We start from the raw sequence: 25,789 nt of genomic DNA, 5'->3' as shown, positions 1-25,789 counted from the left end.
GAAAGCTCCTCCCGCAGAGACCAGACCTGTACCCACCCGCCTTTCCCGCATGCCGTGGCGCCCGCCCGCACGGGAGGAGGGGTTCAGCCTGCGACGGCGTACAGGCCTTGCCATCGGTCTTCGCGCATTTCTTGAGGCAGCGCCGGGTCGAGTAACCGGATGCAGGTGCCGGTGCGGTCGGCGAACACCGCGTAGCAGCCCAGCGGGGTTTCGATCGGGGACATCAACCAGTCCAGCTCGGGATGGTCGGCGAAGAAGGCCCTGACCTCGCCCACGTCGTACACCCCGCCGACGCCGAGCGCGCTCTCGGCCGGGTCGCGGACCAGAAGGATCGTCGGACGACCGCCGCTGGGTCCCAGCAGCGCTGTGTCGTCGTCCGGCCAGGCCAGCGGGTCGAGTCCGAGGCTGCGGTAATAGTCCACGCTGGCTTCCAGGTGGTCCACCGGCCGGAGTTCGAACAAGAGATTCATCTGAGTCCCTCCTCCTGGGACTGCCGGGATTTCACCCGGGCGAGTGGTTCTTGTGCTGGCGTACTTCGTCGGTTCGCTCGCCGAGTTCGGAGATCCGGTTCGCGAGACCTGGATGGTCACGGGCGAGTCTGGGACCGGCATCGGCCAGTGGCCCGAGCAGTGCCACCGAGTCGTTGTCGCCGAGGGCGTCGTGGACCCGATCCACACTCTTCTGCGTCGTCCTGTCCAGCCCATCCAGGGCGGTCACCTGGCCCGCGAGCCGGCGAAGGTCCGCAGCGTTGTCCCTGGCCCACGAAGCAACAGCCCGGTCGCTCGCACGCCGGTCTCGCGTGGCCTGGATCCGTTGCTCCCCGGTCATCGCGGGATCGGTCGTCTGCTGATTGATTCGCAGGTACTTCCGCTCGGCCGCCTGCCTGCTCGCGACGCCGAGCGCCGGTGCCAGTCGCGCCCAACTGGCACCGGCCCCACGAGCCTGATCGATCAGCCTCGGCTCCCACTCGGCAAGCTGCTCTCGGAGGGCGCGGATGTGGACCAGTGCTGCCAGCAACTCGCCCACATCACCGTTGCCACCGGCCTCGCCCAGTACGCCGGACACGAAGGCGACCGCGTCGGCCGCCTCGCCGAATCCAGCCGTTCGCTCAGCTCGGTGCATCGAGCAACTCCCTGTCGTGGACGCCTTGACTCAGGCGTTGATCTGCCGCGACCCGGAATCCGAGCCTGCGATGGTGATCTTGCGCGGCTTCGCCTGGGCGGCAACGGGAATCTTCACCGTCAGGACACCATTCTCGTACGCCGCGGCGATCCGCTCTGTGTCCAGGGTTTCGCCGAGGAACAACTGCCGTGAGAACACACCGAGCGGGCGTTCCGCGACCTGCATCTCCGCGCCGTCCGACAGCCCGGAGGGACGCCGCTCCGCCCTCACGGTCAGCACATTGCGTTCGACGTCGAGTTCGATGGCGTCCTGCGGCACGCCGGGCAGGTCAAAGACCACCACGTACTCGTCGCCGGCGCGGTAGGCGTCCATCGGCATCGGGTTCGGCTTCGACCACGTACCGGGCGATGTCGCGCCGGTGAACTGCTGAGCCAGCCGATCGAACTCGCGGAACGGATCCGTGCGCATCAACATCGTTCCACCTCCAGATTCTCGACTTAGGTGTCAACACGCAGAACTTTTCTAACATGTCATCCAATGGATGACAAGCCCTCTCCGTCATCCAACCGACGACATCCAACAAGGAAAACCTCTGCCACTCTGTGCGATTCTCTGATTACAGAGTGCATCCAACGGGGTACAGGGAGGTGCGCCCGCTTGTACGCCGAAGTCGGCGCCGCCGCCACCCGCCAAGATCCACGCCAGCGAACTCGGCCTGATCCCGGTCCTCATGCACCACCGGCTCGTCAACTCCTCGGCCGGGACCTGCGACACGACCCAGCCTTCTTCCGCGACGAACTCGAACGCCTGTACCGCGAGAACTACCACCCGATTCGCGCCATCGACCTCGTCCGCCGGGAGCTGAGCTCAGTACCGGCCGGCGAGACACCAGTCGTCCTCACCTTCGACGACAGCACACCGCGCCAGGTCGCCTTCGACGCCGCCGGCCGGGTCACTCGCGACTGCGACTGTGCGCTCGGCATCCTGCAGACCTCCCAGGCGAGCTCCAGCGCGACCGGCCCGGTCAAGTCGGGCGATAAGTTGCCCATGGCCACAGTCTCGCCCGGTGCACTGCCCACGGGGCACCTGCGGTCGCGTCCCAGTTCAGCGACGGCACCCGTTTTGGACGCTACGTGTCCACGCTAGTGTCCTGCTTCTGAAGTTCACTGCGTAAGTCTCGGTTGAGGGGTTATGCCGGGTGCCGGGTGCCGGGGTACCGGGTGCCGGGGTACCGGGCTGCCGGGGTACCGGGGTACCGGGGTACCGGGGTACCGGGGTACCGGGCTGCCGGGGTACCGGGCTGCCGGGGCCGGGGGGCCGGTGGACCGCGCAACTTCCGGTTTCGACTTGCGGGTCCGCGCCGACTACCCGGCTCGACTCGCCGGCAGCGCCACCACCACCATCACCATCTACCGGCCCGACTCGCCGGTAAGGCCACCACCCCTACCGCCACTTACCGGCTCGACTCGCCGGTGGGGCCACCACTTACCGGCTCGACTCGCCGGTTTCGTCGCGGCAAACCCGCGTGTCGAGACGGTAAGTGGCAAGGCGTCGGCGAGTCGGGCCGGTAAGTGGCAAGGCGTCGGCGAGTCGGGCCGGTAAGTGGCAAGGCGTCGGCGAGTCGGGCCGGTAAGTGGCGGCCCGTAGGCGGGTCGAGTCGGTTCAGCTGGGGACCAGCCGCGACCGGCCAGCAAGGTGGGGCGAAGGCCGGACTTATCCAGCGAACTTCCGACACGGGGCACTAGGTGCGTCGTCGCAGCTGACGTCTCGGCTTTGGGACTCTGTAGTTGGGTCCAGGGTTGAGGATGGGGTTATGCGAAGCAGCGAGCTGGCCGGCCAAGAACAGAGTGCTCCAGGCGGCCAAAGACCCGCGCGGGAATGGGGTTGGTCAGGTCACGTGCGTAGAGGAACGGCGCACGTGACCATCGTCGGCCCGCAGGGGCTCCGGTGCTGCTCCGCGGCAAGCCTCGCAATCGAAACCTCCCTCTCCGCCGATGCCACGAGCGCTCACCGCCTCCGCGAACTGGCGGCTACCGACAACGTCTGAGAGTCAAACGCCAACCGAGCGCGTGCCCAATCCGTTCGGGTAATCACTCGAGGGCGTGGTCATGACGACTGCTGAACGCCGTACTGCGCTGTCTCGGGGTGTTCGAAGAGAAGAACGTGCGCGGGCTCGTCAGCGACCGGTCGGTGCCGGACACCCGCCCGCACGACGTACAGGTCGCCCGGCCCGAGCTGAACGGCCTCCTCATCCTCTAGCTCGATTCGGAAGGTACCGTCCCAGCAGAGGAACAGCTCTTCCTCGTCGTGGTGGTGCCAGGGAAATTCGCCATGAAGTCGGGCGACCCGCACCACCGACTCGTTCACGGCCGCGAGTTGACGTTGCTGCCAAGGGCCGGGCAGTGAGGCGATGGTCTTGGTGATCGACAGGGATTCAGTCATGACTAGAGCCTGCTCGGTCGTGGGCAGTAGCCACAGGGCCAATCCGATGATATTGGTTTGCCAATGGAACCAATCGAGCTGGTCGGGCGGCTCGGACGCTGGGCGTCCGGACGTGGACCGCTCTATGCCCTGCTTGCGGAGCGGCTTCGGCAGCTCATCGATGAGGGCGATCTCGCTCCGGGTGAGCTGTTGCTGCCCGACCGCGCACTGGCAGCTGCCTTGTCGGTCGGGCGTAGCACGGTGGTAGCTGCCTACGACCAGCTGGCCGCGCAAGGCCGGATCGTCAGGCGACAAGGCAGCGGCACCCGCGTTGCCGGAGTGCGCGCCGCGAACCCGCCGGCGGCTACAGGCGCGCCGATGTTTCTTCATCTGCTGGAGCCGCGGGATGGGACGCTCATGCTGGCCTGCGCTGCTCCAGTCGTGCCGCCGCCCGAGCTGGTGAATGCGTACTCCGCAATGCTGCCGCGGCTGGCCGCGGCTACCGGCATCGGCTATCACCCGACCGGGTTATTCGAACTTCGACAGGCACTGGCCGTTCGCTACAGCCAGCGTGGAACGCCTACTCGGCCGGAGCAGATCCTGGTGACCAGCGGTGGCCAACAGGCCCTCAGCTTGTTGGCGCGGGCGTTCGTTGCTCCGGGCGATCCGGTCCTGGTTGAGGCGCCGACCTACCCGGGCGCGCTGGAGGTCTTCCACGAGCAGGCGGCGAAGCTGCACACCCTTCCCGTCGGAATGGCCGGCTTTGAGGCTGCAGTGCGTCGATACAGGCCGGCCCTCGCATACGTGGTCCCTACCTTCCACAACCCAACTGGTGCGGTGCTCAGCTCACTCCAGCGGCAGCATCTGGCCGCGGTCGCCGCGCGAGCCGGCGTGCCGCTGATCGAGGACGAAATCCTGACGGACCTGGCCTTCCCGGAGACAGAGCCGCCGCCGGCCGGACCGGACAGCGTCGTCTCTATCGGCTCGCTGAGTAAGGTCCTCTGGGGCGGGTTGCGGATCGGCTGGGTACGAGCGGATGAACCGCTCATCTCCCGACTGGCCCGCTTCCGCGCGGTCCACGATCTGGGCGGAAACGTGCCGGCCCAACTGGCTGCGACCGTGCTCGTGGCGGAACTCGACGAGCTGCGCCAACGGCGGGCGGTTCAACTGAAGACGAACCACGATCTGCTGGTGTCCGCGCTAGCCGAGCACTTGCCCGACTGGATCGTGCCCTCGGTGTCGGGCGGTCAGACGTTGTGGATACGTCTGCCGTACGGCGACGGCGCCTCGTTCGCGCAGGTGGCGCTCCGGGAGGGCGTGGCCGTGCTTCCAGGTGACGGGTTGGACGCTTCCGGCGGTAGCCGCGACCGTCTGAGAGTGCACTTCCAGGCCGACATCACCGACCTGGTGGACGGCGTACACCGGCTGGCCTCGGCCTGGAAGGCATATCGACCACCTCAGCAACGGGCCGGCCACCCGCCGACGCTAGCGATCTGACCCCCAGGCCAGCCTGAGCCGCTCCGGTGAGCTCACCCCGGCTCAGCTGCGACGACCGGCGTTGAGATGGCCCATGTACGCCCAGCCACACCGCGGCCGGCATACCGTGCTCGCCAGGCAACTGCTCGACCGCGCGGGCGAACTCGAGCGCGACTGGTCCCGGCCTGGCTGTACAGCGGCGCCGACGTTGGCTACGCGGGGTAGCAGACGGGCAAGGAGTCCGCAATTTGGTTGGCCCGCTTCGCCACTGAGGGGCCCGCAACGATTGGTGCTGGGTACATCTTGGGCATGAGCGAGAACGAGTGCCTGATCAACGCCTCTGTCGAGGACGTCTTCGCCGTACTCACCGACGGCTGGAGCTACGCGTCCTGGGTCGTGGGCGCGTCCCGGATCCGCGATGTCGAGCCCGGCTGGCCACAGCCCGGGCACAGCATCCATCACTCCGTCGGAGCCTGGCCGCTGCTCATCAACGACAGCACCACCATCGAGCAGCACGACCCACTGCGCTATCTCCGGCTCAGGGTCCGTGCCTGGCCGACCGGCGAAGGAATAGTCGAGTTCGAGGCGACCGACCAGGGCGGCCGCTGCCACCTCGTCATGCGCGAACGTGCCGCCAAGGGACCGGCCACCCTGATCCCGGACGCCGTAGCCGACCCGATCCTGCACCTCCGCAACGCGGAAACCCTCGAACGACTGGCCCTCCTCGCCGAAGGTCGCAACGCCTAGCGACGAGTCTTCCTCCACACCGATGCCGCCGCGGCAGCGACGCCAGTAGTCAGCAGAGCGAGCTGTCCGCGGTGCTGGGAAGCCCAGAGCTGATAGCTGCGGTTGGACGACTTGGCATCGAAGGCGCCGTGGCTTCCGTAATCGTCCTCACCACTTCCGTCGGCAGGTTCCCACAGATTGGTCGGCTGACCTGGTTTCCGCGGCTGGTCGGTCTGTTGTGACTGGTATCCGGTCCGGGCCAGGTAATGGTCGAGGATGCCCGGCGCGAACTTGTTCGCGATCAACGTCCCCACCGTCGGCCCGCCCACCCAGTACTCACGCCGCCGCGGATGATCGGCCGCGTACAGGACCGCGGCTGCTGCCACTTCAGGCTGATAGATCGGGGGCACGGGCTGCGGATGCCTTGGCAGTCTGGACAGGACCCAGGAGAACTGAGGTGTGTTCACCGCCGGCATCTGGACCATCGTGACGTGCACATTCGACTTGTCGTGCAGCAGCTCGCAGCGCAACGAGTCATGAAAGCCCTGAATGGCATGCTTGGCGCCGCAGTACGCCGACTGCAACGGGATCCCACGATACGCCAGGGCTGAGCCGACCTGGACGATTGCGCCTTGGTCGCGTGGCTTCATCCGGTCCAGCGCCGCACGGGTGCCGTAGACATAGCCGAGATAGCTGACCTCTGTCGCCCGCTTGAACTCGGCCAGCTCGATCTCCAGGAACGGCGCGAAGACCGACGTGAACGCGACATTGACCCAGACGTCGATCGGACCGAGTTCAGCTTCGACCCGGCCGGCCGCGCTCTCCACCTGCTCGTAGTCGGCCACATCCAGCGAGATCGGCAGTGCAGTACCGCCTGCGGCCTCGATCTCCTCAGCTGCGCCGGTCAGACCCGCCTCTCCGCGCGCGAGCAGCGCCACCTTTGCTCCTCGCGCCGCGAACGCGAGTGCACTCGCCCGGCCGATCCCGCCACTCGCACCGGTTACCACCACGGTCTTGGTTCGCTCGTTCGCCCTCACAGCCGTTGGCTCCTTCACCGTCCGCTTGAATGGTTCCGGTTCCCCCGAGAAGACGGTTCATGCCGTTCGCCACCGGTCGTCAGTCGCCGGTTTTTGCGTTCGGGGCGTGGACGGGCTTCGACTGGGACGACGACCGTTGACGCAGGTAGATCGAGCCGCCGATGATCGCCGCGACGGCGAGGAACTCGCACTGCCAGTTCTGGAACGACTCGAACCAGAACTGCGATGTGCGGACGTACTGCCACGTCGTGACCGCCTCGCCCCCGTGCACCTGCTGGTCCTCGCTGTACGCGCCGGCGCCGGTGACGGCATGCAACCAGATGGAGAGCGCGAAACAGAGGCCAAAGGCAACAGCCAGCGAGTTCTCGTAGAGCCGCAGGACAAGCTCCGAACCATGCCGCACCGGCCAAGGCGCGTCAGGATCGTCACGATGACCGCGGGGGTCTTCATCCTGCGGTGCCGGTTCATCCAGTGGACGAGACTCGGCCGAGCCCTTCTGAAACGAGGAAGATGGTCAGCAGCACGTACATGCCCATCTGCAAGAACTCCGACTCCCAGTTCTCGAAGACGGTCTCTCCGAACGACGATGAACCCGCGTACTGCGCCAACATTTGCGTCGGCTGATCGTGATCGGTCAGGTCCTCGTTCTCATGAGCGTGCCCCGTCAGCAACACACCGACCATGAACAGAGCGAACAACGCCAGGTTGGCCAGCAGCAGCGCTCTCAATCGAAGCCATCGCATCGCGTAGTCCTCCAGTCGATCTCCTTTTCACCGCCAGTACCCGCTGGTCATGCACACCCGGTCACTCACAGCGTGCCGGTACCGCGGTCAATCACACGGAACATGGGCTTGAGGCATCAATCCGCGGGTACCGGCGCGGAGTCGTGAAGGAGACCACACCATGCAACGGCCCCCAGCACGCGGGCCACTGACTCATTGACTCGACGCTCACCTCAACGGCCGCCTCGTGCCGCCACCTGTCGTCGGTGCCTATGACCGGCCGTGGGCCGATGAGGACCTGCAGTTGGCACTGTGGTGCTGCTACGAACTGCACTACCGAGGATTCGACGACGTCGACAAAGCTGCGCAATGGGATCTCGACATCCTGGCCTTCCGCGCCGAAGTCGAACGGCCCTGGCTCGACTGGCTGTGCGCGACCTACCTGCCCGCGAACGCCACCGGCCAAGTTTCACGGGTACTACGAGAACTCGTCGACCACGATGACGGCCCAGCCCTCGCGGCATACCTGCGTCGCCATGCCAAACGTGGACGAGACTCCTTGGCCCAGTCAGGTGCCGTGTCGACGGTGTGCAGCGGGTAGTTGATCATGGCAACGACTCTGCTCCCACCCTCGCCGCAAAACAATTCCCTCGGAGGTAGAGCCGGCTGTGACCTTCCGCCACGGGCATCATGCTGGAGCGCTACCGGCTCGATCAGAGCGGGGCGTTCGCGTTCCTGCTCCGTACCTCCCAGGCAGGCAACGTCAAACTGCACCCGCAGCGAGCGCCTTATGCATGAAAGACGTCGCTGTGGGCACCGGCCGTATACGGGTGGATGACACCGGAGCGGTGGCCCGGCCTCAACCACCGCAGGTTGTGTCTCGGGTCTGCCGCGAGCTGAGTGGCTGCGCGGCCGGCCCGCTGCCGTTCGGTCCGAGCGGGGCCGACGTCAAACCTGATCGATCGAAGGAGTCGTCTAGATGGCGGTTTGGCTGCAGGCTGGACTGTGGGGGCTGCTGGCAGGAGCCGCTTTGGTCGTCGGTGCGGCTGTCGCCTGGTTCGCCCAGGTGCCCCGGCGGGTGGTGGCCAGTGTCATGGCGTTCGGTGCCGGCGTTCTCATCTCGGCGTTGGCGTTCGACCTGGTCGATGAGGCTGAAACGAAAGGCGGCCTGCTTCCGACAATCATCGGATTCCTCGGCGGCGCGGCCGCCTACGTAGTAGCCAACGTCATTCTTGCTCGTCGCGGAGCGCGTCACCGGAAAAGGTCGGAAGGTCAGCAGCCTTCAGAGGCCCAGCAACAAGGCAGCGGAGCAGCCATCGCCATCGGAGCCCTGCTCGACGGAATACCAGAATCGGTGGTACTCGGCTTGTCGCTACTGGGCGGGCACGGCATCGGGGTGGCGGTCCTGGTGGCGATCTTCATCTCCAACCTCCCCGAAGGACTTTCGAGCGTCGCCGGGATGAAGCGCAGCGGTCGCAGCGCGCAGTACGTGTTCGGTGTCTGGGGAGGCATCGCCCTGGCCAGCGGAGCCGCCGGCCTGCTCGGCGTCGTCTTTCTCCAAGGAGCCTCACCGGTGGCTGTTGCCATCATCACCGCAGTCGCGGCGGGCGCGATCTTGGCGATGGTCGCCGACACCATGATCCCCGAAGCGTTCGAGCGGACCCACCTCTACACCGGCCTGATCGCCACCATCGGATTCATAGTGTCCTTCGCAGTCGAACGCCTCTGAGGGGCCGTCGCCGGTGGTGCTGGCGCCGTACGTGTCGTATGCGGCCTGGCCCGGCTCCGGAATCGCCATCGCGATCCTGCCCGCCGGCACCGGTAACTCTTGGCGCAACTCGCCAGCGTCCTCGCCACGGTGGTCAACCGGCTGTCGGGGAGGACAGGCTACGTTGTGCGCCGTGAGTCAGTCGATCTGCGTGCGGCACGCGGCAAGCCGAACAGCGCTTCGCTTGGTTCGGCGCCCTCGCGTGGTGCGTGCAGTCGCGCTTTCGCCCTTCACCGTCCTGGGCCGGTGTGCATCAACGACCGCAGATCCCTGCAGGAGAAGCTCCCATGAACCAAGCACCCGAGCGTTTCACGATCGTTCCTGACGACTATCACGTGCCGTACGCCGGCACCGCCGAGGACGGCCGCAAGTTCTTCCTCAGCGACGAACTGTTCGACCTCGGATCAGGGTATGTCGGCCTGTTCTTGTGGAAGGCCGATGGGACGTTCGACGAAGTGAGAGTCGACGAGGTTCGCCGCTCCGAGGGGGTGCCCCCGGGCCAGGCGGCGCCGGCCCGGTGCGGACGACGTCGTCGCCTCCCGGCTGGCCGAGCTCGGTAAGTACGTCCTGGAGCCGATCGAGGTCCAGCCGTTTGCCGTTGAGGTCGGCGGTGTGACCTTTGGCTGGGTGGGCAGCGAGTTCGAGGGCCTGTACTCGATCAACATCGAGCCAGGCGACTTCATCGCGTACTACGAACCCTGGGACGGCCTCGAGTACGACACGTAGCGTTGGGCAGATCCGCTGCAGGGTCCGTCATTCTGGCGCTGCGTGACCTGCTGCAAGGTTCTAGTGTCCTGTTTCTGAAGTTCGCTGGATAAGTTGGTCTCGGGTGTTTTGTCCTGTGCCGCGTTGGCGGTAGTGGCTTCGGCTGCGTGGCAGTAGTCCTTCGCCTGCCGGGATCGGGTGGGAGTTCGTTCGCCGTCGGGGCACCGGGGTCTGGTGGGGTTGGTCAAGTGCGCGGAGCGTGATTGGGCGGGTCGGCTGGCTCCGAGGCTGTGTGTGTCTGGGATGCTCGCTGTTGCCTGCGGTGTGGGCGTCTTTGTGCATCGGCTGAGTGTTCCGGGCCGATCGCGTGCTCAGGGCGTGCACAAGGGCGCGGAACGCCCGCGTCGGTTGCCGGCCTCTGTGCATCCGCTGAGCGTTTTCCGCGGGCGGAATACTCAGCCGGTGCACAAAGACGCCCGCACTGGGGCGTCGGGGTTGGCTGCCATCGGTGCGGCCTCAGACACCTTCCGGGGAGCGGGGGGCCGGGGGAAGGCCTCGTCCCCCGCGCCCCGGCATGGTGTCAGACTTATCCAGCGAACTTCAGAAGCAGGACACTAGTTGTACTCGGATTGGCGCTGCTCGCCGCAGTGGCTCTGATCGACGTGGCCGGGATCGTCAACGCCGGCCATGACTCGAAGTACCGGCGGGCAGACGCCACTACCGCGCGCAGGGTGCTTGACCTCCAGGCCGAGACCGGCTGCGACCCGCAAGGCGCTCGACTGGGAAACCCCCGCCGAGCGCCTGCATAAGGTACGAACACCAACTACCTGTTGCGACGACCCCTAGAGCCAAGGACTGATCCGGGCCACCACTGTGCTCAGACGGGGTAGGTGAAGGTGGTGCTACCGGTCGCTCCGCCGGTGTCCGTGGCGGTGGCTACTACCTTGTAGGTGCCTGCGGTGGTCGGTGTGCCGGTGATGATTCCGGTCGTGCTGATCGTGAGGCCCGGCGGCAGGCCGGTAGCCCGGTCGCCGCTAGCTTCACGGTCTGCGCTGCGCCGTTCGGGATCGTGGTGTTGACCGTGGCGACGACCGATTCACCGGGCTTGACCGAGCCGGTCGTGGGTGAGACTGACAGCGTGTAGTCGTTACCCTTCACCGCACAGGCGACTTCACTGGCCTGAGCGTCCAGGCTCACCGCTGCCAGGCTGCCTTGACCTTGCCGTACAGGGCGCAGGTGGGATCAAGGTTCTTGCCGGCCTGCTGGTGGCCGACGCCGGTCAGCGCGGTGTTGTTGCAGGTCGGGCTCTTCGGCTGGCCGTTCATCGGGCTGGTGCCTTCGGCCAGCAGGTAGAACCAGTGGTTCATCGGGCCGGCGGCACCGCCTCGATTCTGGACCCGCCTTGCTGGTCGCTGGGCGATCTTTTGGTGCGGTTCGGCTCGGTGAGCGCGGGTACCGGGAGGTGTGCGGCCGGCCGAGCGGATCGGCCGCGTGTCCCGGATCCTGGAGGAGGGATCGACGATGAGTATGGACATGTTCGACCCGTGGAGCTACCGCCCTGACACCGGCTACACCGAGGGCAACGACCTGGTGGGCTACAAGATCGCCGCCGTCGACGGCGACATCGGGAAAGTTGACCAGGCCACCTATGACACCGGCGCGGCGACGTTGGTGGTGGACACCGGCCCGTGGATCTTCGGGCGCAAGGTAATGCTGCCCGCCGGGGTGGTGCAGCGGATCGATCACGACGACCGGGTCGTCTCTGTCGATCGCACGAAGGACCAGATCAAGGACGCACCCGAGTACGAGCCTGACACCGGCGACGAGGCCGATTATCGCGGTCAGCTGGGCGGCTATTACGGCGATACCTACCGCATCTGAACCCTTCACCCGGCCGAGAAGAAAGGTAAGGAACAGCCATGACTACCGCACGGGAACTGATGACGCCGGGCGCGGAATGTGTCGGCGAGAACGAGACTCTGGTCGACGCCGCCCGCAAGATGGCCGAGCTGGATGTCGGCGCGCTGCCGATCTGCGGCGAGGACAATCGCTTGAAGGGGATGCTCACGGACCGCGACATCGTCGTCCATTGCGTGGCCAAGGGTGGTGACCCGGCCACCGCATTGGCCGGCCAGTTCGGGCAGGGCAAACCCTTCACCATTGGTGCCGACGACAGCATCGAGGAAGCGTTGCGCACTATGGCCGAGCATCAGGTCCGGCGGCTACCGGTGATCGACGGTCACGACCTGGTCGGCATGCTGGCCCAGGCCGACATCGCCCGTGCGATGCCCGAGCGCGCTACCGGCGACGTCGTCGAAGACATCTCCCAACCCTGAGCGCCCTTGCTGCACGAGGCAGAGTTGCGAGTCGTCGCCGGCCACGATCGAGAGCTTCGAGGTCAATGTCAGCACCGCTGTGTTGTCAGCGGTCGCTTTCGCGGTGGCCGCGAGCCCCGAGGGGTTGAGCCTTTGCGAAGATCTTCGGCGGGCCTGCGTAGCCCATCGCGTTGCTCGCCCGCCGCGCGGCGCGCTCGCGGGCCTGCTGAAGTTCGCGTTTCTCGCGCTTGACCTCCTGCTCGGCGTTCCGGACGTTCTTCTCGGCGACCTCCCGGGCCGCCTGCACAGCCTCCTCGTACGCGGTGAAGTTCCCGCCGTACGAGCGCAATTCACCGCGATCGAGATCAGCGATCCGGTCCATCCGGTCGAGCAGGGCGCGATCATGGCTGACCAGCAGAAGGCAGCCGTTCCAATCCGCCGTGCGTCGTACAGGTTGCGTCGGGCAACTAGATCGAGATTGTTGGTCGGCTCGTCGAGCAGCAGCACCTCAGGGCGCATGAGCAGCTGCGCCGCCAATCCCAAGGAGATGACCTGGCCACCGCTGAGCGTGCTCAGCTTCCGATCGAGCGCGAGCTCACCCGGGCCAAGCCGATCGAGTTGCGCGGCCGTGCGCTCCTCGATGTCCCAGTCGTCGCCGACCGTGCTGAAGTGCTCCTCGGCGACGTCGCCGGACTCGATCGCGTTCAGCGCCCCCGATCACCGGCGCGACACCGACTGTCGGCGGCTGGACCGGGTAGGACCTCGGCACAGCGCCATTCGTCGAGCGCCGACGCTTGGCAGCGCTGGTAGCTGCGGTGATGCCCACGGGTGAAAAGCATGGCGTTGACTGACGAGCCACCTCCAGGCCGCGGCCACGCGGCAACGGTGTCACCGAGGCCGCCGGTCCTGCGGAACCGGCCAAATCGGGGCGGCATCGGTCAGGATTCAAGAAGCGCCGGTCGGGTTGCCGCTTCTACCGTTAAGGCAACACACGCGCCGGGGTGGCGTCCGTATCTGCCGGGATGCTCGGCCGGGCACATAACCACCCATGCATCACATGATCATCCATATTTGAGGAGTAGGACATGAAGGCACACGTCAGCTCGATTCTTCTTGGTGTCAGGGACATGGACCGGGCCAAGCAGTTCTACGTCGAGGGGCTCGGCTGGAAGATCCAGAGCGACTACCGCATCTCGGTATTCTTCGAAGCGGACGGCGCCTCGCCCGTCGGCTTCTACGGCCGCGAAGGCCTGGCCGGCCAGGTGGGCACGAGCGCGGACGGTAGCGGTTTCAGCGGGCTGGTTCTGACCTATGTCGTCCGTAGTGAGGTCCGGGTCGATGAGGTGATGGCGGAGGCGGAGAAGGCCGGCGCCACGATTCTCAAGCCCGCCGGTGCTCTGCCGTGGGGCGGGTACGGCGGTACCTTCGCCGATCCGGACGGCTACATCTGGAGTGTCGGTTACAGCGCGCAGGGCGACGACCAGCCCTACGCGGAATAGCCGCGATCCGACCCCGGCAGGACGAACAGGAGAAGATCATGAAGTTTCGGGCCTACGTCGAGCCGCCTGAGCCCATGCGGGGTCTGGAAGTTCCGTCCGAGGTGGTCGAGGCGCTCGGCGGGGGCGCGCGGCCGCCGGTGACGATCACTGTCAACGGGCATTCCTGGAGGAGCCGCGTCGCCATCATGCGCGGCCGTCACCTGCTCGGCCTCAGCAACGCCAACCGGCAGGCCGCCGGTGTCGCGATCGGCGACGAGGTCGAGGTGGAACTGGAACTCGACACCGAGCCGCGCGCCGTCGTCGAACCCGCGGACTTCGCCCGAGCCCTCGACGACGACCCGGCCGCCCGCGCCGCCTTCGACACCCTCACCGACAGCCGCAAGCGTGAACACGTGCGCGCCATCGAGAACGCGAAGAAGCCCGAGACGCGCCTGCGGCGTATCGACAAGGCCATCTCCAACCTGCGGGACTGACTCCCGAAAGCAAGACTCCGCACGGCGATGCGATCGCCGTGCGGAGGCACCGCTTTGCCCAACTCTCGCCGAAGGAACAAATATGTCGAAACGCCTCATGGCCGGTCTGTACTGGTTTCTGGCCTTTGAGTTCATGCTGGGCGCCGTGACCAAGTACTGGCCGGGCGACACGATATTCAGCTCGGCGTACTCCGTGAAGTTCGCCGAGTGGGGTTACCCGTCCTGGATGCGCTTCGTGGTCGGCGCCCTGGAAGGTGTAGCCGCCATCTTGCTCGTGATCCCTGACCGGCGAACACGCTTCCTGGGTGCCACCACGCTGATGTTCGTGCTCACCGGCGCGGCCACCACCCACATCGTCAACCACGACCCGGTACTGGAAAGCTGGGCCGCGCCGACCCACCTCGCCATCATGGGCATCCTCGCACTGGCCAACTGGCCCGCCGACTGGCGAGACCTCCTGCGGGCCCCCGCCCTGCCGGCAGCGACACCACATCCAGCGAAATAACAACCGCCGACCTGGCCCGGTCCTCCTTTTTGCGGCAGGGGGCCGGGTCATTTACTAAATGGCCCGACGGTGAAACAACTCGCACCGCGATCAAGGCCGCGCAGGATCCCGAGATCCCGTCAGCTGCCCCTCCCCCGGCACGCCAACACAGCGCATCTCGGAAGCCGCATAAGTGGCGGTTGGAGCTAGCTCTCAATCGGTGTCGGCGCGACTCTAGGTGGAGTGGCTGCCTTCGCCTACGCATACAGCCCCATCGCCAGCAGGGCCGCCCAAGTTGCGCCGGCAACCAGGAGGACGCGGTCACGGAAGATCTCGTACTCCGGCAGTTCGCCCCGGCCGGTCGAGACCAGCAGGCCGTAGCGGAGCAGACCGGTGAGGAAGGGCAGGAACGACACCGCGAGGAGTTGCCGGATCACGTCATCACCGAGGTATTGGAACGCCCACAGGCCGTACGACAACGACGTTCCCAGCAATGCCACTGTGACGAGCTGGTCCAGCCAGGCGGCAGGGTAAGCAGCCAGGACAGGGCGGCTGCGGGCATCAGACACGGTAGAAGCCTGCTCCGCCCTACGTTTACCCGCGACCAGGAACAGTGCCCCGAACAACGAGACGAGCAGGAACCAGTTCGAGACCGGTACGCCGGCCGCTGTACCGCCGGCGGCGGCCCGCAGTACGAAGCCCAACGCCACAAGGACCACGTCCACAACCGCGATGTGCTTGAGGCCATAGACATACGCGAGTTGAGCCGCGAGATACCCGAGGCCGAGCAGGAAGGTCGGTACGCCGAGGACGGCGGCGATGGCGAGCCCGGCGACCGCCGTGGCGAATCCCCAGGCGAGCGCCACCGCGGGGGACAACGCGTACGCCGCCACCGGCCGGTGCTGTTTACCCGGATGACGCCGATCATCGGGTGCGTCGCGGACATCGTTGACCGCATAGATCGCGATCGACAGCATGATGAAGGCGACGGCTGCCACGCACGCGCGCAGCACCGGAACCGCCTGGTCGATTACCCCTGCCGCGGCCGGTGCCGCGAGGAGCATCATCGCCTTGTGCCACTGCTGCGGCCTGCTGAGTCTGAACAACGACCGGCCCACGGGCTTTCGCAGTACGACGGCCTGCGACTCCCGGAGATCGGTCATCGCGTCACGACGTAGAAGAAGTCGCGTTGGTCGTCGACGAGGTAGCGATCAGCGGGCGAGGCCATCGAACTGATCAGGCGCCGGCTCGTGACCGCGCCGTTCCCACTCGGCTGCTCGATGTCCAAGCTGACCATGGCCGCGTGGATGTCCAGCTCCATCCCTTGCTGGATCCCTGACTGTTGCATCGCAACCGCCAGGGTCGCCAGGGTCAGCCCCTGACCGGCAACGTAGATGAGGTCGCCTCGGGCATCGGTTCCGAGGCCGGACCGCCAGGTGTACTGGAACTGGCTGCGCACACTCCCCCAGCGGCCCTGGGCGTTGCTGGTCAGCCCGTCGACAATCTTGCCGTCGACGATCACCAGGTCGAGGTTCTGCCGGACCGCGACGACGTCGGGTGACATCTTGACGGTCTTGTTCCATTCGCCGATCCGGGCCGTTCCGTTGCTATTGACAACAACCGAGGCACGGCCGTCGACCAGCGGAACCGGTGCCGAGTCCGTGGTCCACCAGCCCCCGTGTGAATCAGCCAGCTTGAATCCACCGTTGAAAGTGGCAATCAGTCCAGACTTCGCGTCACTCGGCACGGAGTACCCGTCCTTGGACCGCATCCCCGGCACGGGTTCCCGGGTGCCCGGCATCAGCCGCAACCGGCTCGAGGTCTGCGGGATGAGTGCGGCCGACGCCGTCACCGGAAGGTGCGCGGGATCCGGGCGGACCCAAGACGTCCACAGCAAAGTCTTGCCCTTCGCGTCGCGTCGCGCAGAGGTCCAGACCCCCTCGTGGGGGAGCGCCTTCACCCCTGGCAGCAGCTTGATCACCGGCAGACCGGTCGCCTTTGCGGCCACCGGAGCGGGCCCGGCCGGGATCGAGACGTCCTGTGGCGCGCCACTGGTGGGCGGCGCGTGGCGGGAGTACCGCCACGTCTCGATCGCGTCGATCACGTTGCCGCCGCCATGGTCGCGGACCCATTCGACCGACCGGACCGCGAAGCTTGCATTCCCGGGATAGAGCAGGGCCCGCACATACGAGATCACCGGCACGACGAGGAGGAGGCAGACAACCAGCGTGACCCAGCGGCGCCGTCGCCGGCGGCGGACCTTCTTTGCGGGGACGGGAAGTGTCTCCTTCATGTCTCCAGTAGAACTACTGACCGCTGAGAGGATCCGGAGAGCGGCTTCAACGCAAGCCGGCCGGCAGCAGCCGCGCAGGCAAGCGCCGTACGATCCACAGCAGCAACCCCATCGACCACGGCGCCCACACCACCGTTCGACGACCGGCGACGGCGTGCCCCACCCGTCGAGCCACCCGCTCAGGCGTGGTTGCCAACGGCGGCGTCCGCAGTCCGTTCGTCATCCGGGTGACGACAAACCCAGGCCGAACCACCAGGATCCGTACGCCGAGCGCGGCGGCCTGCGGAGCCAGCAACAGGGCAGTCGAGTCTGCCAACTGCTTCCCCAGCGAGTACGCCGCTATCGACACCCTCGGCCGTGCCGCAGCGGCAGACGAGAGCAGAATCAGCTGTGCCGCGCCGGCCATCCCAAGGTGCTGCACAAGCGCGCGCATCAGCAGGGACACCGCCAACCCGTTGACGATCACCCCATCGCCGAAGTTCTCCGCCGACATCGATCCGACCGCAACGATGGCCAGATCGACCTGGTGATCCGCTGACAAATGGGCCAGCAGCCCGTCGATCTCCTCCGCGTTCAGCGAGGCGTCGTACTCGGCTGTCGTGACGTAGTACCCGATCTCGCGCAGGCGGTCAGCATTGAGCCACAACTCATCACTCGGCCGGCCGGCCAGTACGACGCGGCGCGGCGGCGGCCCGAGCAACTCGCTCAGCACGGCCATCCCGATCTCGGACGACCCGCCCACCAGCAACGCCGTACCGGCAGTCATGCCAGCAACTCCAGTCGGTGGGCCAACGCGGAGGTCAGCCGGCCTTCCGGATCCAGCCGCTTCTGGGTGCGCTGCCAACTCGGCAGCAGGGGGTACATCCTGGGAATCAGCTTGGCCTCTGTCACTGCGTCCTTGGCCAGATAGATCCGGCCGCCGGCGTCGGCGACGATCTGGTCGATCGGGCGGAGGGTGCCCCCGTCGGCAAGCCAGCGGGCCGGCAGATCCACGGCCAAGGTCCACCCCGGCAGCGGGAAGGACAGCGGTCCGGCGGTCCCGAATCCGAAATTCTTCAGCGTGGTCAGCGCGGGCGTCATCCGGCGGCCGACCAGAAATGCGAGCACCTGCAAAAGCACTGCAACAGACTCCGCCGGTACGGCGAACTGGTACTGGATCAGCCCATTGCGCCCAAAGGCAGCAGGCCAGCACCCGGCACGGTCGAGCGGACACAGGGCAGCCGTCAACGGCAGCAACTGAGCATCCCGGGCGGGAGACAGATGCCATCGGGCGACCGACGCCGCGGCGATCGTCGCGCCGCGGATCACTCCTGGTCCCGGTAGCGATCGCATCGACCGATCGACCCGCCTCCCTCGCCGTTCCGGGACAAGCGGCGCGCCGGGTGGCAGATCCACTGTGCGGGCAGGCCGAAACTGGTCCACCACCCCCCGGCCGAGCCGGCGTCCTGGCGCGTGCGCATCCAGCCAGGCCACCACATGCAACTCGGGATCCAATTCCTGCTGGACCGCCAGCGAACGAAGAGCGTCGATCGTCTCGTCCAGGCTGCTGGTCCGGCGACGACGGCGGACCGCCCATCCGGTCTCTACCCGCTGCAGCTGGATCGCGGCAGAGACGATCACTCCGGTCAGGCCCATGCCACCGATCGTGGCCCAGAACCCATCAGCATCCTGGCCGGCCGAGAACTGCTCGACCGTGCCGTCCGAGCGAAGCAGCGACAGCCACACCACATGCTGGCCGAACGACCCTGCGCCCGGATGATTCTTGCCGTGGACGTCACTGGCGATCGCTCCTCCCACGGTGATGCGCTGGGTGCCAGGCAGCACCGGGAGAATCCAGCCAAGAGGCAGTGTCTGCTCGACGAGGTCGCCGAGAACGGCTCCGGCCTCCACTACGATCACACCGCTGCTCTGGTCGAACGAGACGATCTGACGGTGGGCCGTCATGTCCAGGACCACCCCCCTCCACGGCAGTGCGGCGTCCCCATAGCTGCAGCCGGCGCCACGAATCGTCAACTGCGGGGCCGAACGCACGACGCGGATCAGATCCTCGTCGCCGACCGGCCGTCGAACGAGACCGAGCTGATGGGTCGTGCGGCCCCAGCCGGACAGAGAGACCAGCGACTCGTCCGGGATCATGCCGTCGGCCGGGAGGCACGGCGCTGCCGAAGGGCCTCCAGTCCCACCGGAACCAAGGAGACGATGACGATGACCGCGATGATGGGAAGGAGGTACTTGTCGACACCAGGGATCTGGGCTCCCAGCAGGTGGCCGGCCAGCACCAGCCCGACCGTCCAGACGACGCCGCCGAGTACCTGCCATTGGGTGAACACCCGGGCGTCGATGCGCAGCGCACCGGCCAACGGATTCATCACGGTGCGGACGCCCGGGATGAAGCGAGCTAGCACCACGGCCCGCCCCACGCCGTACGACTCAAGGTGTTCGCGGGCGCGCTCGGCGGCCAGGGCCAACCGAGGACGGTCAGGCGATCGGGCAAACGATGGACCGAACCGGCGACCGAGTAGATAACCGACCTGAGCACCACTGACCGCGCCCACCGCTGCGAAGACCATCGTGAGCGGCAGCGAGAGGTGAATCCCGGTTGCGGTCAGCAGGCCGGCCGTGAACAGCAGCGAGTCTCCCGGCAGGAAGAATCCGATCAGTAGACCGGTCTCGGCGAACATCGCCAGCAGCACCGCCCATGGCCCCAGCTGGGACAGCAGACTGTGCGGGTCGAGCAGATTCATCGGTCCAGCTCCATGATCGTCGGAACATCTATCAACGCCGACGCTAGGGAGTCGTCGCTGAGCGCAGACTGAGTGAGAACCTGGTCATAGACCCCCAGGTGCTGCCCGATCACCAACTGCCACGTCATCGCCGGCTCAGTGAACCTGTTGTGCGCCTGAATACTTTTCAGCAGATCCGGGCTCGTCAGCAGGCCGACGGTGACCGCCGCCATCTCGGCGTCGGTGTCCACCAGGAATCCCTCGATTCCCGGACGCACGAACTCACCGACGCCACCCGATGCCATCGCCACCACGCCGAGGCCGGCACAACGAGCCTCCAGAGCGGCGACTCCGAACGATTCCAGCTCAGCGGGCGCGAGATAGACGTCAGCCGCCGAGTACAGCTGCTGAATCTCGTAGCGCGTCAGCCGGCCCGGCAACTCCACCCAGTCCATGGCGCTGCGCCGTACGGCGCGGGCCATTGACGCGCCTTGTGGTCCCGATCCGACCACAACCGCTCGCAGCCGCAACTCCGCCGGCAGCCGACTCCGGATATCCGCAAGGATGCGTAGCAGGGCCGCCGGCCGTTTGCGGCGGGTCAGCCGCATCGTGCTCACCACCGTCAGAACGTGATCCGGGCGATGCGGCCGCTGCCACGGCTGCGGATCTATCCCGTTGTGCAGTACCTCGACCGGTCGTCCCGGCAACGCTCTGCGCAATGAGGCGGCGACTACCTCGCTGACCGCCGTCCATCGCACTTCTGGACCGAAGCCACGATCCAGCTGGGCCAACATCCACGGGATGATCACTCCTCCCTCGGCCGGCAGCGAATGCATGGTGATCACCACCGGTACGCCGTACTGGCTCGCACTGCGGGTCGCCGCCCAGGCCAGCGGCGAGAACAACGACGAGTGAGCGTGCACGAGGTCGAAGTCGCCCTCCAGCAGATGCCGGAGCAGCAAGCTGTTGTCGGTCGGAATTCCGGAAATTGCGGGGAGGCGCACCACCGGCACATCACTCACCTGGGACGGGCTTTCCGAGACGGTGAACACGGTGACGACGTGGCCGGCCCGGATGAGCTCGAGGGCGAGATCATGGAGGTGCATCTCGATGCCCCCCAGACTTGGCAGGTAGACGTCTGAGACGAGCGCGATCCTCATACCGTCACCGCTCCCGCAGCGGTCCGGCTCCGACGGCGGTCGTGCACCAGCCAGAGCGCCAGAGTCACTCCTCCGACGGGGATCTCGAGCAGGTAGGTGAACCCTCGGAACAGCACCATGCCCGCGGTGACTGCCGCCGGGTCGCCGCCCAGCGCGACCAGCGCCGCGGCGGTACCGACCTCAACTACGCCGGCTCCACCCGGCGTGACCGGGATCAGGGTCAGCAGCCGCTCGACCGCCAACCCGGTGATGAGCACCGGAAGGCCTATCGAGGTGCCCAGCAGGGCGAAGCACAACCAGAGCAGAGCCAGCTGAAGGGTGAGGTAGGCAACCATTCCCAGCGTCATCGGACGCCAGCCGCGCCGGAGCAGTCCCAGCATCGAGGTCCGCAACTGCGGCAACGAATTGCTCGAAGTCGCCTTCCCGTGGACGATTCGGATGATCCGGTCCAGGGCCCGCCCAGCCCTGACCGCCGCCGACTGACTGGCCAGGTACCAACCGACCGCCGCCAGCGCGGCGACAACTGGCACCAGGAGCAAGGCCGTCCGGCCCACAGGTAATGCTGTTGCGGTGTGAAGCAACGGCGTCAGAGCCAGGGCTACTGCGACCACCCCCAGCTTGGCGACCACATTGATCAAGGTTGTGATCGCCAGGAATCCTCCGAAGGCACCCGGACTGAAGCCCCATCGGCGCGTCATCGCGTAGTTCAGCCCTGTGCCTACCGCACCGCCCAGCGGCAAAACGTTGGCCACCGCGCTGCCCGTGAGGCTCAACGTCATTCCGCGACGTTTCGTCAGCCCTGGCAGGGATGCCGCCAGCACCCATGAGTGCGCCCACAACCCCGCGATCCAGACGACAGTCAGGGCCGCCATACCGGTCAGTGGGATCCGCCCGAGAATTGCGCCGACCGTCATCCAGCTCGTGCCGACAGCACGCGGCAGTAGCACCAATAAGGCTGCTGTAGCGATACAGCTCAGCACTGAGATGATCACTCGCCGGGTCTTGCCAGCTGTCGGCATCGGAGTCCTGTTCCAAGTGAGGAAGTTTCCGACCATCGTGGAAGGAAGTCGCTGAGAGGCCGCTGAGAGCGGTTCGAACGCATCGGCCAGTCGTGCGATCCTCGACAGGTGCCCTTCACCCTGGTGTCGTTCCACGCGCATCCCGACGACGAAGCGCTGCTCATGGGCGGAACCCTTGCCCGAGCCTCGGCCGAGGGGCACCGGGTCGTACTGGCAGTGGCCACCGACGGCGAGGCGGGGGCCGCGTCGTCGTCGTACCGCGCTGATCTGGCCGAGCGCCGACGAGAGGAACTCGAAGCCTCTGCCACGGCGCTCGGATGCGCGCGGGTAGTCCGCTTCGGTCTCCCTGACTCGGGCTGGTCGCGAACCGAAAGCGCACCAGAGGGCAGTTTCAGTCGTCTGCCGGTGGCGGATGCCGCCGCCCCGCTGGCGAAACTCCTTCGGGAGGAACAGGCAGATGTACTGACGATCTACGATCCGGCCGGCGGCTACGGCCATCCCGATCACCGCCAGGTACACACTGCGGGCTTGTACGCCGCGAGGCTCGCAGGTACCCGTCTGGTACTGGAAGCAACGATCGACCGGGCGCTGATCCGTCGGCTGATCCAGCTCGTCGAGCTGATCCCGGGGGTCCTGCCCGACGTCCACGCTGCCGACTACGACGACGCCTACTCCGCCAGCGAAGCCATCACGCATCGGATCGACGTACGGGACTACGCCGACGCCAAACGCTGTGCCTTCGAGGCACACGCGAGCCAGGCCAGCTCCGACGACGGGGCGAGAACGCTTTCGTTGCTGCTGAGACTGCCGCCATGGTTGTTCCGGCGGGTCCTCGGCCGGGAGTGGTTCGTCGAGCTCGGCCGCCCGGCCGGACCACCTGTGGACGATCTGTTCGCAAGCCTGCGGTCAACTCGCTGATCCACGGGTGTGCCCGGCACTCAGCGGATTCTCAGCGGTCAGCCGCGACACTGGTTTCATGAAGGTACTGATGGTGGAGGACGAGGTCCGGCTGGCCGACACGGTCCGCCGCGGGCTGGCCGACGCCGGGTACGTGGTCGAGGTGGTGCACAACGGCGAGGACGGCCTCTGGGCGGCGACAGAGAACAGCTACGACGTGATCGTGCTGGACATCATGCTGCCCAAGCTGAACGGGTACAAGGTCCTCGAACAGCTTCGCGCCCGAGGCGTCTGGACCCCGGTCCTGATGCTCACGGCCAAGGACGGCGAACACGACCAGACCGATGCCTTCGACCTCGGCGCCGACGACTACCTGACCAAGCCGTTCAGCTTCCTCGTCCTGGTCGCCAGACTGCGGGCCCTCGTCCGGCGGGGAGGACCTGAGCGGCCCGTCATCCTGGTGGCGGGCGATCTCACCCTGGACCCGGCCCGGCGAAGGGTCGAACGCGCGGGTCAAGAGGTGGTCCTGACACCACGCGAATACGGGCTGCTCGAGTTCCTGATGCGGCATCGCGGCGACACTGTCAGCAAGATCGAGATCCTGGAGAACGTCTGGGATCCGGCCTTCGACGGCGACCCGAACGTCGTCGAGGTCTACATCCGCTACCTGCGCCTGAAGCTCGACGCTCCCTTCGACCGGCACGCCATCGAGACCGTCCGCGGCATGGGCTACCGACTCGACGCCGAAGGTGGCTGAAATGAGCCTGACGCAACAGCGACCGCGCCGGTCGGCCGCCACTCGGCGCACCTTGCCGGTGGCCGGCGCGGCGGTCGCAGCCATCGGTACGCTAGGGACGATCGCTCTCGCCGACAGCGCCACCGAGGCCGATGGGCTGGCGGCGTTCGACCCGGAGTTCACCAAAGACGTCGTCGCCATCAGGACCGCTCCACTGACCACACTGGCGCGAGCACTCACGTTCATCGGTGACGTTCCGGTCCTCATCGTGCTGATCCTCGTGGCAGCTGCCCTCGCCTATCGGTGGACCAGGTCCTGGCGAGCACCCACCCTGCTGCTATTCGCCATGGCCGGCTCGGCGGCTCTGACCTACGGACTCAAGGCCGCGGTGGAACGTCAGCGACCCGGCATCAGCTACGTCCTCGGTGCTGTCGACACCGGCTTCGCCTTCCCGTCCGGCCATACGCTGAACTCGACGGTCTTCTTCGGCATGATCGCGGGACTTCTGTGGTCCGGTCTGCATTTCGCCACCGCCAGAGTGGTCGTAGCGACTGCGGCCGTTCTGCTGAGCATCGGGATCGGCCTGAGCCGGATCTACCTCGGCTACCACTGGGCGACCGACGTACTCGCCGGCTGGACGATCGCCGTCACCTGGCTCGCGATCGTCGCCACCGTCACTCGACTCACGAAGTGGTTGCCGCAGCTGCCTTCGGCAGACTGACCGTCAGACAGGCACCCCCAAGTGGCGAATCCGTCACCTCGACTGTGCCGCCGTGACCGCGGACCACCTCCCGGACGATGGCCAGACCCAGCCCGGACCCGCCGCTGCCGCGGGCGCGGCTGTCGTCCAACCGGACGAATCGCTCGAACACCCGGTCCCGCTCGGACTCGGGAATACCCTCACCGTCGTCCTCGACCCGCACTGTCGCAAGACCGCCCTGCTCAGAGAGGGTGAGGCGGACCTTGCCCTTGGCCGCGTGCACCGCGTTGTCAGCAAGGTTGCGAATGACCTGGCTCAACTTGGCGGCATCACCGGAAATCCGGACCGCCGGCACGACGCCCTCGACGGCGGGCCCACCGGAGGCCCGCAGCCGGCGCAGCTCGGCGCCCACGAGATCGTCGAGGTCGACATCCGTCCGCTGCACCTGCAGGCCGGTGTCATCGGTCTTCGCAAGCAACAACAGGTCCTCCACCAGGCGTCGCATCCGCTCGGTCTCTGCCTGCATGACCGCATGCAGCTCGGGTGCGGCCTCGCCCGTCCTGTCGGCACCAAGGACCTCGAGCGCGGCCATCAAGCTGGCGATCGGCGACCGCAGCTCGTGGCTCGCGTCAGCGACGAAGCGGCGCTGAGTCTCTTGTCCCGATTGAAGCCGGTCCAGCATCTCGTTCATCGTGACGGCCAGCCGGGCGATCTCGTCCTCTGTGGGTGGCACCGGCACCCGGTCGGCAAGCTGCTCGATCCCGATGCCGTGCACCCGGGACCGGATCCTCTCGACCGGCCGCAACGCCCGGCCGACGAGCACCCAGGTCGCCCCGCCAACCAGCAGGATCAGCAGCGGATACCCCACCAGGAGGTACGAAGCGACGGTGGCGACCGTGTCTCGCTGGGTCTCGATCGACGAGGCAACCACGATCGTGTAGCGCACATTCCCCGACTCGGTGCCCCTGGCAACAATCAGGTAGGGGTTGTCGTCGTCCACCAATGGCATTCGGCCGACCTCGTCGCGCACCGACTGATCGAGCTCCGGTCGCAGAGTGCTCAACGGAGTGTCGGCGGCCCGCGGCGACGAACTGGCCACGACCTTGCCCTGCTGGTTGATCACCTGGATCAGGTGGCTCGGGCGGGTGTTCTCGACCAACTCCCGATCCAGACCGCTCTCCCCCTCCTCGGCGACCTGGTTGGCTACATCGAAGGCGCGCGACGTGGCCTGGTCGGCGACATTGGCGATCAACGCGCGCTGGAGGAGCAGAAGCAGCACCGCCGCGCCGACAGCGAGGGCGACGGCAACCACCACCACCGCGGCAGCCGTTGACCGTCCGCGAACGCCGGACCGCCGCATCGCCGTGACAATCCGTCCGGTAACGGTCATCCGCGCACCTCCAGTAGGTCGCTTTCACTCATAGTGCCAGCCGATCCAACGATCACCGAACACCTTCGGAATCGACGAATCGTTCTCAGCAACCACTCAGCAAAACAGGCGCACACTGAGCAG

General features: G+C 66.7%; 32 protein-coding genes and 1 pseudogene. 14 read left to right on the top strand and 19 right to left on the bottom strand.

Annotated features, from left to right (window positions below):
• Positions 1 to 83: 83 nt before the first annotated feature.
• From F1D05_RS38505 to F1D05_RS38495, 3 genes are read right to left on the bottom strand one after another with little or no spacing between them, the layout of a single operon-like run.
• Positions 84 to 470 carry a hypothetical protein gene (locus tag F1D05_RS38505; protein ID WP_185445111.1) on the bottom strand — a complete coding sequence of 129 codons (387 nt, stop codon included), beginning with the start codon at positions 468 to 470 and terminating at the stop codon, positions 84 to 86.
• A 31-nt stretch (positions 471 to 501) separates the two neighbouring features.
• Positions 502 to 1,122, bottom strand: coding sequence for a hypothetical protein (locus F1D05_RS38500; protein WP_206686008.1), 621 nt, complete (start codon positions 1,120 to 1,122; stop codon positions 502 to 504).
• Between the two features lie 30 nt (positions 1,123 to 1,152).
• On the bottom strand, positions 1,153 to 1,596 hold the full coding sequence (locus F1D05_RS38495; RefSeq protein ID WP_185445110.1) for an Hsp20/alpha crystallin family protein: 444 nt from the start codon (positions 1,594 to 1,596) through the stop codon (positions 1,153 to 1,155).
• Between the two features lie 183 nt (positions 1,597 to 1,779).
• Between F1D05_RS38495 and F1D05_RS38490 the strand changes: the two genes are divergently transcribed.
• Positions 1,780 to 2,268, top strand: coding sequence for a hypothetical protein (locus tag F1D05_RS38490; RefSeq protein WP_185445109.1), 489 nt, complete (start codon positions 1,780 to 1,782; stop codon positions 2,266 to 2,268).
• Positions 2,269 to 3,228: 960 nt separating this feature from the next.
• On the opposite strand, the gene F1D05_RS38485 is transcribed toward F1D05_RS38490, so the two are convergent.
• Positions 3,229 to 3,564 (bottom strand): cupin domain-containing protein, encoded by a 336-nt coding sequence (locus F1D05_RS38485; RefSeq protein WP_185445108.1) that lies wholly within the window; start codon positions 3,562 to 3,564, stop codon positions 3,229 to 3,231.
• A 63-nt stretch (positions 3,565 to 3,627) separates the two neighbouring features.
• Here F1D05_RS38485 and F1D05_RS38480 point away from each other — a divergent pair, with 63 nt between their 5' ends.
• Both F1D05_RS38480 and F1D05_RS38475 read left to right on the top strand, forming a co-directional pair.
• Complete coding sequence (locus F1D05_RS38480; RefSeq protein WP_185445107.1) at positions 3,628 to 5,040, top strand: PLP-dependent aminotransferase family protein; 1,413 nt, start codon at positions 3,628 to 3,630, stop codon at positions 5,038 to 5,040.
• A 288-nt stretch (positions 5,041 to 5,328) separates the two neighbouring features.
• On the top strand, positions 5,329 to 5,766 hold the full coding sequence (locus F1D05_RS38475; RefSeq protein WP_185445106.1) for an SRPBCC family protein: 438 nt from the start codon (positions 5,329 to 5,331) through the stop codon (positions 5,764 to 5,766).
• Here the strand turns inward: F1D05_RS38475 and F1D05_RS38470 are convergent.
• The 3 genes from F1D05_RS38470 to F1D05_RS39330 all read right to left on the bottom strand — a co-directional run bounded on the left by F1D05_RS38470 (position 5,763) and on the right by F1D05_RS39330 (position 7,525).
• A complete protein-coding gene (locus tag F1D05_RS38470) occupies positions 5,763 to 6,782 on the bottom strand; it encodes an SDR family oxidoreductase (RefSeq protein WP_206686007.1) in 1,020 nt (339 codons plus the stop codon). The genes F1D05_RS38475 and F1D05_RS38470 overlap by 4 nt on opposite strands.
• Before the next feature lie 79 nt (positions 6,783 to 6,861).
• Positions 6,862 to 7,254, bottom strand: coding sequence for a DUF6766 family protein (locus F1D05_RS39335; protein WP_343066662.1), 393 nt, complete (start codon positions 7,252 to 7,254; stop codon positions 6,862 to 6,864).
• A complete protein-coding gene (locus tag F1D05_RS39330) occupies positions 7,247 to 7,525 on the bottom strand; it encodes a DUF6766 family protein (RefSeq protein ID WP_206686005.1) in 279 nt (92 codons plus the stop codon). The genes F1D05_RS39335 and F1D05_RS39330 overlap by 8 nt, the downstream gene beginning before the upstream one ends.
• 226 nt (positions 7,526 to 7,751) lie before the next feature.
• Between F1D05_RS39330 and F1D05_RS38460 the strand changes: the two genes are divergently transcribed.
• From F1D05_RS38460 to F1D05_RS38445, 3 genes are all read left to right on the top strand, one after another.
• The gene (locus F1D05_RS38460; RefSeq protein WP_185445105.1) at positions 7,752 to 8,105 is read left to right on the top strand and encodes a hypothetical protein; all 354 of its coding nucleotides are present in this window, start codon (positions 7,752 to 7,754) and stop codon (positions 8,103 to 8,105) included.
• A 378-nt stretch (positions 8,106 to 8,483) separates the two neighbouring features.
• Complete coding sequence (locus F1D05_RS38450; RefSeq protein ID WP_185445103.1) at positions 8,484 to 9,233, top strand: ZIP family metal transporter; 750 nt, start codon at positions 8,484 to 8,486, stop codon at positions 9,231 to 9,233.
• Positions 9,234 to 9,559: 326 nt separating this feature from the next.
• Positions 9,560 to 9,832 carry a hypothetical protein gene (locus tag F1D05_RS38445; protein WP_185445102.1) on the top strand — a complete coding sequence of 91 codons (273 nt, stop codon included), beginning with the start codon at positions 9,560 to 9,562 and terminating at the stop codon, positions 9,830 to 9,832.
• 1,022 nt (positions 9,833 to 10,854) lie between these two features.
• Here the strand turns inward: F1D05_RS38445 and F1D05_RS42705 are convergent.
• Complete coding sequence (locus F1D05_RS42705) at positions 10,855 to 10,956, bottom strand: hypothetical protein (protein WP_343066661.1); 102 nt, start codon at positions 10,954 to 10,956, stop codon at positions 10,855 to 10,857.
• A gap of 214 nt (positions 10,957 to 11,170) precedes the next feature.
• Entirely contained in the window at positions 11,171 to 11,344 is a 174-nt protein-coding gene (locus F1D05_RS38435) for a hypothetical protein (protein ID WP_185445101.1), read from the bottom strand.
• 154 nt (positions 11,345 to 11,498) lie between these two features.
• On the opposite strand from F1D05_RS38435, the gene F1D05_RS38430 reads away from it, so the two are divergent.
• Together F1D05_RS38430 and F1D05_RS38425 are read left to right on the top strand one after the other, a co-directional pair.
• Positions 11,499 to 11,858 carry a PRC-barrel domain-containing protein gene (locus tag F1D05_RS38430; RefSeq protein ID WP_206686004.1) on the top strand — a complete coding sequence of 120 codons (360 nt, stop codon included), beginning with the start codon at positions 11,499 to 11,501 and terminating at the stop codon, positions 11,856 to 11,858.
• Positions 11,859 to 11,896: 38 nt separating this feature from the next.
• A complete protein-coding gene (locus F1D05_RS38425) occupies positions 11,897 to 12,313 on the top strand; it encodes a CBS domain-containing protein (protein ID WP_185445100.1) in 417 nt (138 codons plus the stop codon).
• Positions 12,314 to 12,398: 85 nt separating this feature from the next.
• Here the strand turns inward: F1D05_RS38425 and F1D05_RS42435 are convergent, their stop codons facing one another.
• The gene (locus F1D05_RS42435; RefSeq protein WP_281388884.1) at positions 12,399 to 12,674 is read right to left on the bottom strand and encodes a hypothetical protein; all 276 of its coding nucleotides are present in this window, start codon (positions 12,672 to 12,674) and stop codon (positions 12,399 to 12,401) included.
• Positions 12,675 to 12,832: 158 nt separating this feature from the next.
• A pseudogene (locus tag F1D05_RS42700) lies at positions 12,833 to 12,934 on the bottom strand (hypothetical protein); the annotation flags it as partial.
• Positions 12,935 to 13,377: 443 nt separating this feature from the next.
• On the opposite strand from F1D05_RS42700, the gene F1D05_RS38415 reads away from it, so the two are divergent.
• The 3 genes from F1D05_RS38415 (at position 13,378) to F1D05_RS38405 (ending at position 14,769) form a co-directional block, all read left to right on the top strand.
• Complete coding sequence (locus F1D05_RS38415; protein ID WP_185445099.1) at positions 13,378 to 13,791, top strand: VOC family protein; 414 nt, start codon at positions 13,378 to 13,380, stop codon at positions 13,789 to 13,791.
• A gap of 38 nt (positions 13,792 to 13,829) precedes the next feature.
• Positions 13,830 to 14,264, top strand: a complete 435-nt coding sequence (locus F1D05_RS38410) for a YdeI/OmpD-associated family protein (protein ID WP_185445098.1) — start codon at positions 13,830 to 13,832, stop codon at positions 14,262 to 14,264.
• Positions 14,265 to 14,346: 82 nt separating this feature from the next.
• Positions 14,347 to 14,769, top strand: a complete 423-nt coding sequence (locus F1D05_RS38405) for a DoxX family protein (protein ID WP_246486319.1) — start codon at positions 14,347 to 14,349, stop codon at positions 14,767 to 14,769.
• Positions 14,770 to 15,005: 236 nt separating this feature from the next.
• On the opposite strand, the gene F1D05_RS38400 is transcribed toward F1D05_RS38405, so the two are convergent.
• From F1D05_RS38400 to F1D05_RS38370, 7 genes are read right to left on the bottom strand one after another with little or no spacing between them, the layout of a single operon-like run.
• Complete coding sequence (locus tag F1D05_RS38400) at positions 15,006 to 15,911, bottom strand: decaprenyl-phosphate phosphoribosyltransferase (protein WP_185445097.1); 906 nt, start codon at positions 15,909 to 15,911, stop codon at positions 15,006 to 15,008.
• Positions 15,908 to 17,041, bottom strand: a complete 1,134-nt coding sequence (locus tag F1D05_RS38395; protein ID WP_185445096.1) for a phosphodiester glycosidase family protein — start codon at positions 17,039 to 17,041, stop codon at positions 15,908 to 15,910. The genes F1D05_RS38400 and F1D05_RS38395 overlap by 4 nt, the downstream gene beginning before the upstream one ends.
• A 46-nt stretch (positions 17,042 to 17,087) precedes the next feature.
• Complete coding sequence (locus F1D05_RS38390; protein ID WP_185445095.1) at positions 17,088 to 17,807, bottom strand: SDR family NAD(P)-dependent oxidoreductase; 720 nt, start codon at positions 17,805 to 17,807, stop codon at positions 17,088 to 17,090.
• On the bottom strand, positions 17,804 to 19,177 hold the full coding sequence (locus F1D05_RS38385; protein ID WP_185445094.1) for an FAD-binding oxidoreductase: 1,374 nt from the start codon (positions 19,175 to 19,177) through the stop codon (positions 17,804 to 17,806). The genes F1D05_RS38390 and F1D05_RS38385 overlap by 4 nt, the downstream gene beginning before the upstream one ends.
• Positions 19,174 to 19,785 carry a DedA family protein gene (locus F1D05_RS38380; RefSeq protein WP_185445093.1) on the bottom strand — a complete coding sequence of 204 codons (612 nt, stop codon included), beginning with the start codon at positions 19,783 to 19,785 and terminating at the stop codon, positions 19,174 to 19,176. The genes F1D05_RS38385 and F1D05_RS38380 overlap by 4 nt, the downstream gene beginning before the upstream one ends.
• Positions 19,782 to 20,924 (bottom strand): glycosyltransferase family 4 protein, encoded by a 1,143-nt coding sequence (locus F1D05_RS38375; RefSeq protein WP_185445092.1) that lies wholly within the window; start codon positions 20,922 to 20,924, stop codon positions 19,782 to 19,784. The genes F1D05_RS38380 and F1D05_RS38375 overlap by 4 nt, the downstream gene beginning before the upstream one ends.
• Positions 20,921 to 21,943 carry a lysylphosphatidylglycerol synthase transmembrane domain-containing protein gene (locus tag F1D05_RS38370; RefSeq protein WP_206686003.1) on the bottom strand — a complete coding sequence of 341 codons (1,023 nt, stop codon included), beginning with the start codon at positions 21,941 to 21,943 and terminating at the stop codon, positions 20,921 to 20,923. Before F1D05_RS38370 ends, F1D05_RS38375 begins: the two co-directional genes overlap by 4 nt.
• 108 nt (positions 21,944 to 22,051) lie before the next feature.
• On the opposite strand from F1D05_RS38370, the gene F1D05_RS38365 reads away from it, so the two are divergent.
• Genes F1D05_RS38365 through F1D05_RS38355 form a run of 3 tightly spaced genes read left to right on the top strand, consistent with a single transcriptional unit; the run spans position 22,052 to position 24,297 of the window.
• Positions 22,052 to 22,861 carry a PIG-L deacetylase family protein gene (locus tag F1D05_RS38365; protein ID WP_185445090.1) on the top strand — a complete coding sequence of 270 codons (810 nt, stop codon included), beginning with the start codon at positions 22,052 to 22,054 and terminating at the stop codon, positions 22,859 to 22,861.
• A gap of 58 nt (positions 22,862 to 22,919) precedes the next feature.
• Positions 22,920 to 23,597 (top strand): response regulator transcription factor, encoded by a 678-nt coding sequence (locus F1D05_RS38360; protein WP_185445089.1) that lies wholly within the window; start codon positions 22,920 to 22,922, stop codon positions 23,595 to 23,597.
• A gap of 1 nt (position 23,598) precedes the next feature.
• On the top strand, positions 23,599 to 24,297 hold the full coding sequence (locus tag F1D05_RS38355; RefSeq protein WP_185445088.1) for a phosphatase PAP2 family protein: 699 nt from the start codon (positions 23,599 to 23,601) through the stop codon (positions 24,295 to 24,297).
• Here F1D05_RS38355 and F1D05_RS38350 read toward each other — a convergent pair.
• Positions 24,260 to 25,666: a sensor histidine kinase gene (locus tag F1D05_RS38350; protein WP_185445087.1), complete on the bottom strand. Its 1,407-nt coding sequence runs from the start codon at positions 25,664 to 25,666 to the stop codon at positions 24,260 to 24,262. The genes F1D05_RS38355 and F1D05_RS38350 overlap by 38 nt on opposite strands.
• Between the last annotated feature and the right edge of the window lie 123 nt (positions 25,667 to 25,789).

It is taken from the genome of Kribbella qitaiheensis (genome assembly GCF_014217565.1).
Lineage (GTDB): Bacteria > Actinomycetota > Actinomycetes > Propionibacteriales > Kribbellaceae > Kribbella > Kribbella qitaiheensis_A.
The sequence above is the reverse complement of the archived record's forward strand: the minus strand, read 5'-3'. Positions and strand labels throughout refer to the sequence as shown.

What these genes read in the sequence shown, in the direction of transcription:
- F1D05_RS38445 (WP_185445102.1), top strand. Translation starts at nt 9,560, where the DNA reads ATGAACCAAGCACCCGAGCGTTTCACGATCGTTCCTGACGACTATCAC.
- F1D05_RS38480 (WP_185445107.1), top strand. Translation starts at nt 3,628, where the DNA reads ATGGAACCAATCGAGCTGGTCGGGCGGCTCGGACGCTGGGCGTCCGGA.
- F1D05_RS39330 (WP_206686005.1), bottom strand. Translation starts at nt 7,525, where the DNA reads ATGCGATGGCTTCGATTGAGAGCGCTGCTGCTGGCCAACCTGGCGTTG.
- F1D05_RS38350 (WP_185445087.1), bottom strand. Translation starts at nt 25,666, where the DNA reads ATGACCGTTACCGGACGGATTGTCACGGCGATGCGGCGGTCCGGCGTT.
- F1D05_RS38450 (WP_185445103.1), top strand. Translation starts at nt 8,484, where the DNA reads ATGGCGGTTTGGCTGCAGGCTGGACTGTGGGGGCTGCTGGCAGGAGCC.
- F1D05_RS38385 (WP_185445094.1), bottom strand. Translation starts at nt 19,177, where the DNA reads ATGATCCCGGACGAGTCGCTGGTCTCTCTGTCCGGCTGGGGCCGCACG.
- F1D05_RS38390 (WP_185445095.1), bottom strand. Translation starts at nt 17,807, where the DNA reads ATGACTGCCGGTACGGCGTTGCTGGTGGGCGGGTCGTCCGAGATCGGG.
- F1D05_RS38370 (WP_206686003.1), bottom strand. Translation starts at nt 21,943, where the DNA reads ATGCCGACAGCTGGCAAGACCCGGCGAGTGATCATCTCAGTGCTGAGC.
- F1D05_RS38415 (WP_185445099.1), top strand. Translation starts at nt 13,378, where the DNA reads ATGAAGGCACACGTCAGCTCGATTCTTCTTGGTGTCAGGGACATGGAC.
- F1D05_RS38405 (WP_246486319.1), top strand. Translation starts at nt 14,347, where the DNA reads ATGTCGAAACGCCTCATGGCCGGTCTGTACTGGTTTCTGGCCTTTGAG.
- F1D05_RS38400 (WP_185445097.1), bottom strand. Translation starts at nt 15,911, where the DNA reads ATGACCGATCTCCGGGAGTCGCAGGCCGTCGTACTGCGAAAGCCCGTG.
- F1D05_RS38505 (WP_185445111.1), bottom strand. Translation starts at nt 470, where the DNA reads ATGAATCTCTTGTTCGAACTCCGGCCGGTGGACCACCTGGAAGCCAGC.
- F1D05_RS38360 (WP_185445089.1), top strand. Translation starts at nt 22,920, where the DNA reads ATGAAGGTACTGATGGTGGAGGACGAGGTCCGGCTGGCCGACACGGTC.
- F1D05_RS38485 (WP_185445108.1), bottom strand. Translation starts at nt 3,564, where the DNA reads ATGACTGAATCCCTGTCGATCACCAAGACCATCGCCTCACTGCCCGGC.
- F1D05_RS38430 (WP_206686004.1), top strand. Translation starts at nt 11,499, where the DNA reads ATGAGTATGGACATGTTCGACCCGTGGAGCTACCGCCCTGACACCGGC.
- F1D05_RS38410 (WP_185445098.1), top strand. Translation starts at nt 13,830, where the DNA reads ATGAAGTTTCGGGCCTACGTCGAGCCGCCTGAGCCCATGCGGGGTCTG.
- F1D05_RS38395 (WP_185445096.1), bottom strand. Translation starts at nt 17,041, where the DNA reads ATGAAGGAGACACTTCCCGTCCCCGCAAAGAAGGTCCGCCGCCGGCGA.
- F1D05_RS38380 (WP_185445093.1), bottom strand. Translation starts at nt 19,785, where the DNA reads ATGAATCTGCTCGACCCGCACAGTCTGCTGTCCCAGCTGGGGCCATGG.
- F1D05_RS38495 (WP_185445110.1), bottom strand. Translation starts at nt 1,596, where the DNA reads ATGTTGATGCGCACGGATCCGTTCCGCGAGTTCGATCGGCTGGCTCAG.
- F1D05_RS38425 (WP_185445100.1), top strand. Translation starts at nt 11,897, where the DNA reads ATGACTACCGCACGGGAACTGATGACGCCGGGCGCGGAATGTGTCGGC.
- F1D05_RS38500 (WP_206686008.1), bottom strand. Translation starts at nt 1,122, where the DNA reads ATGCACCGAGCTGAGCGAACGGCTGGATTCGGCGAGGCGGCCGACGCG.
- F1D05_RS38355 (WP_185445088.1), top strand. Translation starts at nt 23,599, where the DNA reads ATGAGCCTGACGCAACAGCGACCGCGCCGGTCGGCCGCCACTCGGCGC.
- F1D05_RS38375 (WP_185445092.1), bottom strand. Translation starts at nt 20,924, where the DNA reads ATGAGGATCGCGCTCGTCTCAGACGTCTACCTGCCAAGTCTGGGGGGC.
- F1D05_RS38435 (WP_185445101.1), bottom strand. Translation starts at nt 11,344, where the DNA reads ATGAACCACTGGTTCTACCTGCTGGCCGAAGGCACCAGCCCGATGAAC.
- F1D05_RS42435 (WP_281388884.1), bottom strand. Translation starts at nt 12,674, where the DNA reads ATGGACCGGATCGCTGATCTCGATCGCGGTGAATTGCGCTCGTACGGC.
- F1D05_RS38475 (WP_185445106.1), top strand. Translation starts at nt 5,329, where the DNA reads ATGAGCGAGAACGAGTGCCTGATCAACGCCTCTGTCGAGGACGTCTTC.